7 protein-coding genes and 1 pseudogene are annotated in these 6156 nt (G+C 71.2%); 4 read left to right on the plus strand and 4 right to left on the minus strand.

Features of this window, described 5'->3' with window-relative positions:
• The first annotated feature begins 102 nt into the window (after positions 1-102).
• The 3 genes from ACFWPS_RS46565 (at position 103) to ACFWPS_RS46575 (ending at position 2648) form a co-directional block, all read left to right on the plus strand.
• Positions 103-1005, plus strand: a complete 903-nt coding sequence (locus ACFWPS_RS46565) for a universal stress protein (protein ID WP_383718342.1) — start codon at positions 103-105, stop codon at positions 1003-1005.
• A 78-nt stretch (positions 1006-1083) separates the two neighbouring features.
• The gene (locus tag ACFWPS_RS46570; protein WP_383718345.1) at positions 1084-1980 is read left to right on the plus strand and encodes a universal stress protein; all 897 of its coding nucleotides are present in this window, start codon (positions 1084-1086) and stop codon (positions 1978-1980) included.
• A gap of 341 nt (positions 1981-2321) precedes the next feature.
• Positions 2322-2648 carry an NAD(P)(+) transhydrogenase (Re/Si-specific) subunit beta gene (locus tag ACFWPS_RS46575; protein WP_383718349.1) on the plus strand — a complete coding sequence of 109 codons (327 nt, stop codon included), beginning with the start codon at positions 2322-2324 and terminating at the stop codon, positions 2646-2648.
• Between the two features lie 50 nt (positions 2649-2698).
• Here ACFWPS_RS46575 and ACFWPS_RS46580 read toward each other — a convergent pair whose 3' ends face one another.
• Positions 2699-2998 (minus strand): SHOCT domain-containing protein, encoded by a 300-nt coding sequence (locus tag ACFWPS_RS46580; protein WP_383718351.1) that lies wholly within the window; start codon positions 2996-2998, stop codon positions 2699-2701.
• Positions 2999-3209: 211 nt separating this feature from the next.
• On the opposite strand from ACFWPS_RS46580, the gene ACFWPS_RS46585 reads away from it, so the two are divergent.
• Positions 3210-3479 carry a hypothetical protein gene (locus ACFWPS_RS46585; protein WP_383718354.1) on the plus strand — a complete coding sequence of 90 codons (270 nt, stop codon included), beginning with the start codon at positions 3210-3212 and terminating at the stop codon, positions 3477-3479.
• Positions 3480-3695: 216 nt separating this feature from the next.
• On the opposite strand, the pseudogene ACFWPS_RS46590 reads toward ACFWPS_RS46585, so the two are convergent.
• The 3 genes and pseudogenes from ACFWPS_RS46590 to ACFWPS_RS46600 form a co-directional block, all read right to left on the minus strand.
• A pseudogene (locus ACFWPS_RS46590) lies at positions 3696-5282 on the minus strand (oleate hydratase); the annotation flags it as partial.
• 235 nt (positions 5283-5517) lie between these two features.
• The gene (locus ACFWPS_RS46595; protein WP_383718355.1) at positions 5518-5727 is read right to left on the minus strand and encodes a hypothetical protein; all 210 of its coding nucleotides are present in this window, start codon (positions 5725-5727) and stop codon (positions 5518-5520) included.
• A 72-nt stretch (positions 5728-5799) separates the two neighbouring features.
• On the minus strand, positions 5800-6156 hold a 357-nt coding region (locus ACFWPS_RS46600), incomplete at its 5' end, for a response regulator transcription factor (RefSeq protein WP_383718357.1).

The following is a 6156-nucleotide window of genomic DNA, read 5'->3' on the forward strand; positions in this document are numbered from 1 at the left end:
GGGGCCGTACGGCCCTTGGAAGGGACCGGGCAGCCTCTGCCTTCGCACAAGCCGCAGCGCGACGCTGGTACGGACAGCAGACCGAGTGCTGGAGGTGCCGAGATGCTTCGCCCCGTTGTCGCCGGAGTCGACGGATCCGCCGAAAGCTTCGCTGCCGCCGCTTGGGCGGCGCGCGAGGCGCTGCGGCAGGACCGGCCGCTGCACATGGTCCATGCCTGGAACTGGCACCCCCGTCAGGAGGAGGGGGAGATCGCCAACGCCGCTCAACGGCATCTGGCCCGGCGCGCACTGCGCCAGGCGGGGGACCGGGTCCGCAGGGATCACCCTCAAGTCCGCCTCAGCGACGAGCAGATGGAGGGACCGGCCACCGCCGCCCTGCTGAAGGCCGCGGACCGGGCCGAGCTGATCGTCCTGGGCTCGCGCGGCCTCAGCGGCTTCACCGGATTCCTGGTCGGCTCGGTGGCCCTCGGCGTGGTGGCCGGGTCCACCCGCCCCGTCGTACTCGTCCGGGCGGACGAGCAGGCCGCGGACGAGCACCTCCTCGCCGGCGACGGAAGCGAATCGACGCTCACCGGCTACCGGGACGTCGTGCTCGCGATCGGCCTGGACGACCCCTGCGACGAAGTCATCGAGTTCGCCTTCGAAGCGGCCCGGCTCCGCCACGCCCGGCTGCGGGTCGTGCACGCCTGGCACCCCGCCGGGCCGGTCGGCCTCGGGCCGGGCGAGGTCGGTCTGATGAAGGAGTCCTGGCAGGGCGAGGAGTGGCTGGGCTTCCTCAAGGCCGTGCTCCAGGTGTGGCAGGACAAGTACCCCGACGTGGAGGTCCTGGCGACGGTGGTGGAGGACAGGCCCACGACCGCGCTCGTGCGTGCTTCGACCGGTGCGAGTCTCCTCGTCGTCGGCCACCGTCTCGCCGATCGCCCGGTCGGCCCCCGCACCGGACCGGTCACCCACGCGGCGATCCATCACGCCGGGTGCCCCGTGGCCGTCGTCCCCCATGCCTAGAAGAGCCCCGGATCCTGCCGCCGGGGCACAGCGCCCAGGTTTCCGCGACAGCGCGGACGGACGAAGGAGGTGACGGTCATGGCGAGGCATGTCGTGGCCGGTCTGGACGGATCGGGGGAAAGTCTCGCGGCGGCCGACTGGGCGGCCAGGGAAGCCCTCCGGCGGGGGCTGCCCCTCCGCCTGGTACATGCCTGGGAAGGCCTGCCCGACGACGGCGTCGACGCGAACCTGCCAGAACTCAGGGCACCGCAGTACCACGCGCGCCGGGTGCTGCGCCAAGCCCTCGACGTGCTGAGCGAGCGGTATCCGCAGCTGTACATCGCCGCCGAACAGGTGCGCAGGCAGCCCGGTCCCGCGCTGCTGGACGAGGCGGCGGACGCCGGGTTGCTGGTCATCGGGAACAGGGGACCGGGCGGGGTGCAGGGGTTCATGTCCGGATCGGTCGCCATGTCGACCGTCGCGCACGTCGACCGGCCGGCCGTCCTCGTCCGGGCCGACGAGACGGCGGCGGACGAACACCTCCCCGACGGCAGGGGGAAGTCGTCGGCCGCGACCCCCTTCCGTGACGTCGCGGTGGCCGTCGACATCGGCGGCGCCTGCGACGACGTCCTCGACTTCGCGTTCCGCGCGGCAGAGCTCCGCAGGGCGCCGCTGCGCGCCGTGCACGCCTGGCACGTACCGCTCACCGGCGTCGTCCCGGGCGTCGAGGAGCGTACGCGGATCAGGGAGCAGGCCGAGCACGAACTCACGGAGCTTCTCCGGCCCTGGCGCGCGAAGTACCCCGACGTGATCGTCCTGGAGAACCTGCACGAGGGGCGGGCAGCGCACGTCCTCGTGCGCGCCGCGGGCGGGGCCGGTCTGCTGGTGGTGGGCCGCCGCAGACGGCGTACCGCGATCGGTTCGCACACCGGCCCGGTGGCGCATGCGCTGATCCATCACGTGAGCCGGCCGGTCGTACTGATCCCGCACGACTGAAGGTGACGTCAGATCAGAGGAAGGGCGGTCCACGATCATGTCCGACGTCCGCACGAAGCCCTGCCACGCATCCGCCTGCCTCGTCCGGGACGTCCTCACCGCGCCCTCCCCGTACAACACACAACCCTGGCGCTTCGTCGCCGAGGACGACGGCGGGGGCATCGAAGTACACGCGGACGACGCCCGGAGACTCCCCGTCTCGGACCCTTCGGCCGGGAAATGGTCATCAGTTGCGGAGCGGCGCTTCTCAACATCCGGCCGACCGTGCGGCACCTGGGTTTCAACCCGCTCGTCGAGCACTTCCCGGGCCGGGCGGACCCGTCGTTCCTGGCCCGGGTCGCGTGGGGTGCGTACCGCCGCCCCCCTGCACCCGGCTGAAGGAGATGGACGAGGCCGACGCGGAGTTCCCGCAGGCGGACGTCGCCCTCGTCGTCGGCGCCGACCACGTCACCAACCCCACGGCCCGACGCCCCGGCAACGCCATCTCCGGCCTGCCGATCCTCGACGTCGACAAGGCGAAGAGCGTCGTCATCAATCGCTCGACGGTCCACGGCTGCGCGGGCATCGACAACGAGCTGTACACGGACCTGAAGACCGGGATGTTCTTCACCGACGCGAAACAGGGACTGAGCGAGCTCCAGGCAGCCGTCGGTGAGTTCGTCGGCTGAGCGACCCGGCGGCGGTGAGCCCCCGCCACAGCGGCGGGGGCTCGGCGCGGTCACTTCCCGGCCGGTCCTGGCGACGAGCCGCGCAGGATGTCCAGGCGGCGTCGGTACTCCTCCTCGTCGATCTCGCCGCGCGCGTACCGTTCGGCGAGGATCTGCTCGGCGCCCGGGCTGCCGGACGGGGGCTGCGCGCTCCAGCCCGGGTGTCCGCCCACGTGGGTACCAGGGCGCAGCACAGCACGGAAGAGCAGCACCACGGCGGTGATGAGCGCGGCCCAGAACAGCAGATTGCCGGCGGTCATCCAGAACCAGGCCCAGCCGCTCATGCCGTGTCCGTACCAGTACATCATCATGGTTCACTTCCCCGGTTCAGCGACGTCCGGGCTGACGTCGCGGGATGGACTCGCTTCCACGGTCCCTGTGGGAGGCCGCCGGACAACAGGTCCCGGACGGCCCTCCTGAGGGCCGGTGGACCCTGATCCAGGGTGGACGCGGGGCCGGGACGGCAGGGCGGTCAAGGCCGGCACGGCACCCGCCGCGGCCCCGACGGACAGCCTCAGCCCCATGCCGCTCACGAACGCCGAGCGCGCCGGCTCCGACAGCATCCGCCCGGACGTGCCACCCACCCGTCCGGCTCTGCGGCAAGGTGCCCGTGAGGGAGTCGAGCGCGGCCGGGACCACCAGACCGGCGCCGAGTCCGAGCAGCAGCATGCCGGTGAGCACGTGCTGGAGACGTCCGCGCCGGACACCTGCCACAGCCCGCACGCGACGGCGAGCAGCCCCGTACCGATGTTTCCGGCCACCGGCATCAGCCCGGCGAAGACCAGGGCGTAGGCGTCCACGATCCACTGCGACCGGGTCGTCGACGCGTCCGGTTCACGGACCAGCGTGGGCAGTGCCACGTTCAGGATCGTGTTGTCCGGTGTCACGATCAGCAGCGACACACAGAGCACGAGCAGTGCCGCCCAGCGGTTGGCCGGACCGCGGTTCCCCGGTGCAGGTACCGAACGTCTCCGGGAGGGCCCGAGCGGCCCTCCCTGGGTGCGTGCGTCAACGGCGGTGCATGGTCTCCAGAGCGGCCGCCAGGACATGGGGATCGTGGTGGCCCCGGTAGACGGCAGGCGGCTGCTTGTCGAGGCGGAGCAGCCGGGAAACCGCGGTCCACGCCGTGCGTACGGAGTACTCGACCGTGAAGACGACGTCGTCCGGCACCTCCGCGAACTGCCCGATGAAGGCGAGGTTGACCGAGCCCCCGGGCACGACGTCGGGCCGGTCGTCACGACGGCGGTTCAGGAACTGGCTGGTGATGTAGGGCATCACGCACGGGATGACCGTGGACGTCTCGAGGACACGGGCACAGGTCCGGTCGTCGAAGTGCAGGTGGTGCAGGACCTCTTCGAGGATCTCCCGGCCCGAGCACATGGTCATGGGCTTGGGCGTGTGGTTGCCGGCGCGGCCGGGGAAGAGGCCGTAGCCCCACCAGACCGAGACGTCGTCCGGCTGGTCGCGGTAGACGGGCTGGCGGTTGGCGACGATGGTGAGCAGCCAGTTGGAGTCGGTGAACGTCATCAGCCCGCCCTTGCCGGTCTCCCGGCCGCTGAACTCGGCGAGGGCGTCGAGGAAGGCCGGGTCCTTGGCGGTGACGGTGAACGACTCCCAGCGGGACTCCTTCACATGCTTGTCGAAGGCGTCCGGGTTCCCGAAGTTCTCGTGTCCTCGGGCCAGCCGGTGCCAGAGCAGCCAGGCTTCCGAGCGCTGGGGAGGCGGCGGCGGGGGAGAGCTGTGCGTGCCCCGACTGGAGGCGTCGGTCATGGAGCCGTTGGTGACCAGGACCAGGTCCTCGGGGGCGACGGCGATCCTCTCCTCACGGCCGGCCCGGCACAGGCGGACGGCTTCCACCGTCCTGCCGTCCTTCCCCGGGGCGAAGTCGAGGTCGGTGACCGTGCATCCGGGATGGATGGTCACGCCGCGCCCGCGCAGCCAGGCCGCCAGGGGGCGCACGATCGAGTCGTACTGGTTGTACCGGGTCCGGTGGATGCCGGACATGGAGCCGAACTCAGGGAACAGGTGGATGAAGCGGCGGAGATAGCGGCGGAACTCGATGGCGCTGTGCCAGGGCTGGAAGGCGAACGTGGTGCACCACATGAACCAGAAGTTCGTGGTGAAGAAGTGCTCGCCGAAGCAGTCGGTGATCCGCTTGTCGTCCAGGTGGCCCTCGGGAGCGGCCAAACACCGGACCAGGTCCAGCCGGTCGCGCTCCGAGAAGCCCATCGAACGGGTCTCGACGATCTTCCCCGCCCCGTCGACCAGCCGGGCGATGTCGTCCCAGGCGAACTCCTCGTGCCCGGCCAGGATCTCCTGCGTCACGGACACCGAGGGGTCGTCCAGGGTGGGAATGCCGGACAACAGATCGTACGTGCAGCGGAACTCGGCCTCGAACATCCGGCCGCCGCGCATGGTGTAACCCGCCTCCGCCGAGCCACCCGCGTCCAGGCTGCCCCCGATGCCCATCTGCTCCTCGAAGAGATGGATGTCCGCGCCGTCGAACCCGCCGTCGCGGATCAGGAAAGCCGCCGCGGCGAGCGCCGCGATCCCGCTGCCCACCAGATATGCCTTCGCCATCAGAACACTCCTCGTCGCTCGCGCCCGTGGATCGGGAACCGCACCTCCTACGTTTTCCTGCGCGAGCGGTGTCGTCAGTGGGCCAATGGTCACCGGCCGGGTCCGGAGGGCCCCGGCGACCGGCGGACATCACCTCAGGCAGTGCGCCACGGCGCCGGCACGTGCCGACGCGGCGACGGAGGTCCCTCCTGGCCGTATCCGGCACGTGTCACCATCTGTGCGTGGCGAGGTCGTCCGTGCGACGGCGGGATCAGCCGGTCACGCAGATCCGGCCATTCCAGCGCCTGGTGGAGCCGGTCGCGCGGACCAGGCGGCGGCTCTCCACCGCTCGGTCGGTGTCGGCGTTGTTGCGGTGTTCCGCCTGGCCGATCAGCCGGAGCAGGGGATCCACGTCCGCGGGCGACACGAGGTCGAGGTGGGCGCCGTCGGCACGGGCGGCGTCGCGGAGCTCCGTGACCACGGTGGTTGGCAGCGCTCGGTCCGAGAAGGGAAAACCGTGGCCAGCAGGTCCTCACCAGGCTCTCCGCACGGCCTACTTCGCCGGTCGTCCCCCGGTCTCGGGCTGTTCCAGGTGGGAGGCGAGGACGGCGGCCTGGACGCGGCGCTGGACGCCCAGCTTGGCGAGGAGGCGGGAGATGTGGTTCTTGACGGTCTTCTCGGAGAGGTAGAGCTTCTTGCCGATCTCGCGGTTGGTGAGGCCGTCGCCGATGAGGGCGAGGATGTCGCGTTCGCGGGGGGAGAGGCTCGCCAGCTCGGGCGGCATGGACGGGGTCTCGGCGGGGTCGGCGCGCAGGGAGCGCATGAGGCGGGCGGTGGTCGCGGGGTCCAGCATCGACTGGCCCGAGGCGACCGTGCGGACCGCGGAGACCAGGTCGGAGCCCTTGATCTG

Source organism: Streptomyces sp. NPDC058457 (genome assembly GCF_042720695.1).
Classification (GTDB): Bacteria; Actinomycetota; Actinomycetes; order Streptomycetales; family Streptomycetaceae; genus Streptomyces.

Coding starts and splice junctions, on each gene's coding strand:
- ACFWPS_RS46565 (WP_383718342.1), top strand. CDS start 103: ATGCTTCGCCCCGTTGTCGCCGGAGTCGACGGATCCGCCGAAAGCTTC.
- ACFWPS_RS46580 (WP_383718351.1), bottom strand. CDS start 2,998: ATGATGATGTACTGGTACGGACACGGCATGAGCGGCTGGGCCTGGTTC.
- ACFWPS_RS46585 (WP_383718354.1), top strand. CDS start 3,210: ATGCCGCTCACGAACGCCGAGCGCGCCGGCTCCGACAGCATCCGCCCG.
- ACFWPS_RS46570 (WP_383718345.1), top strand. CDS start 1,084: ATGGCGAGGCATGTCGTGGCCGGTCTGGACGGATCGGGGGAAAGTCTC.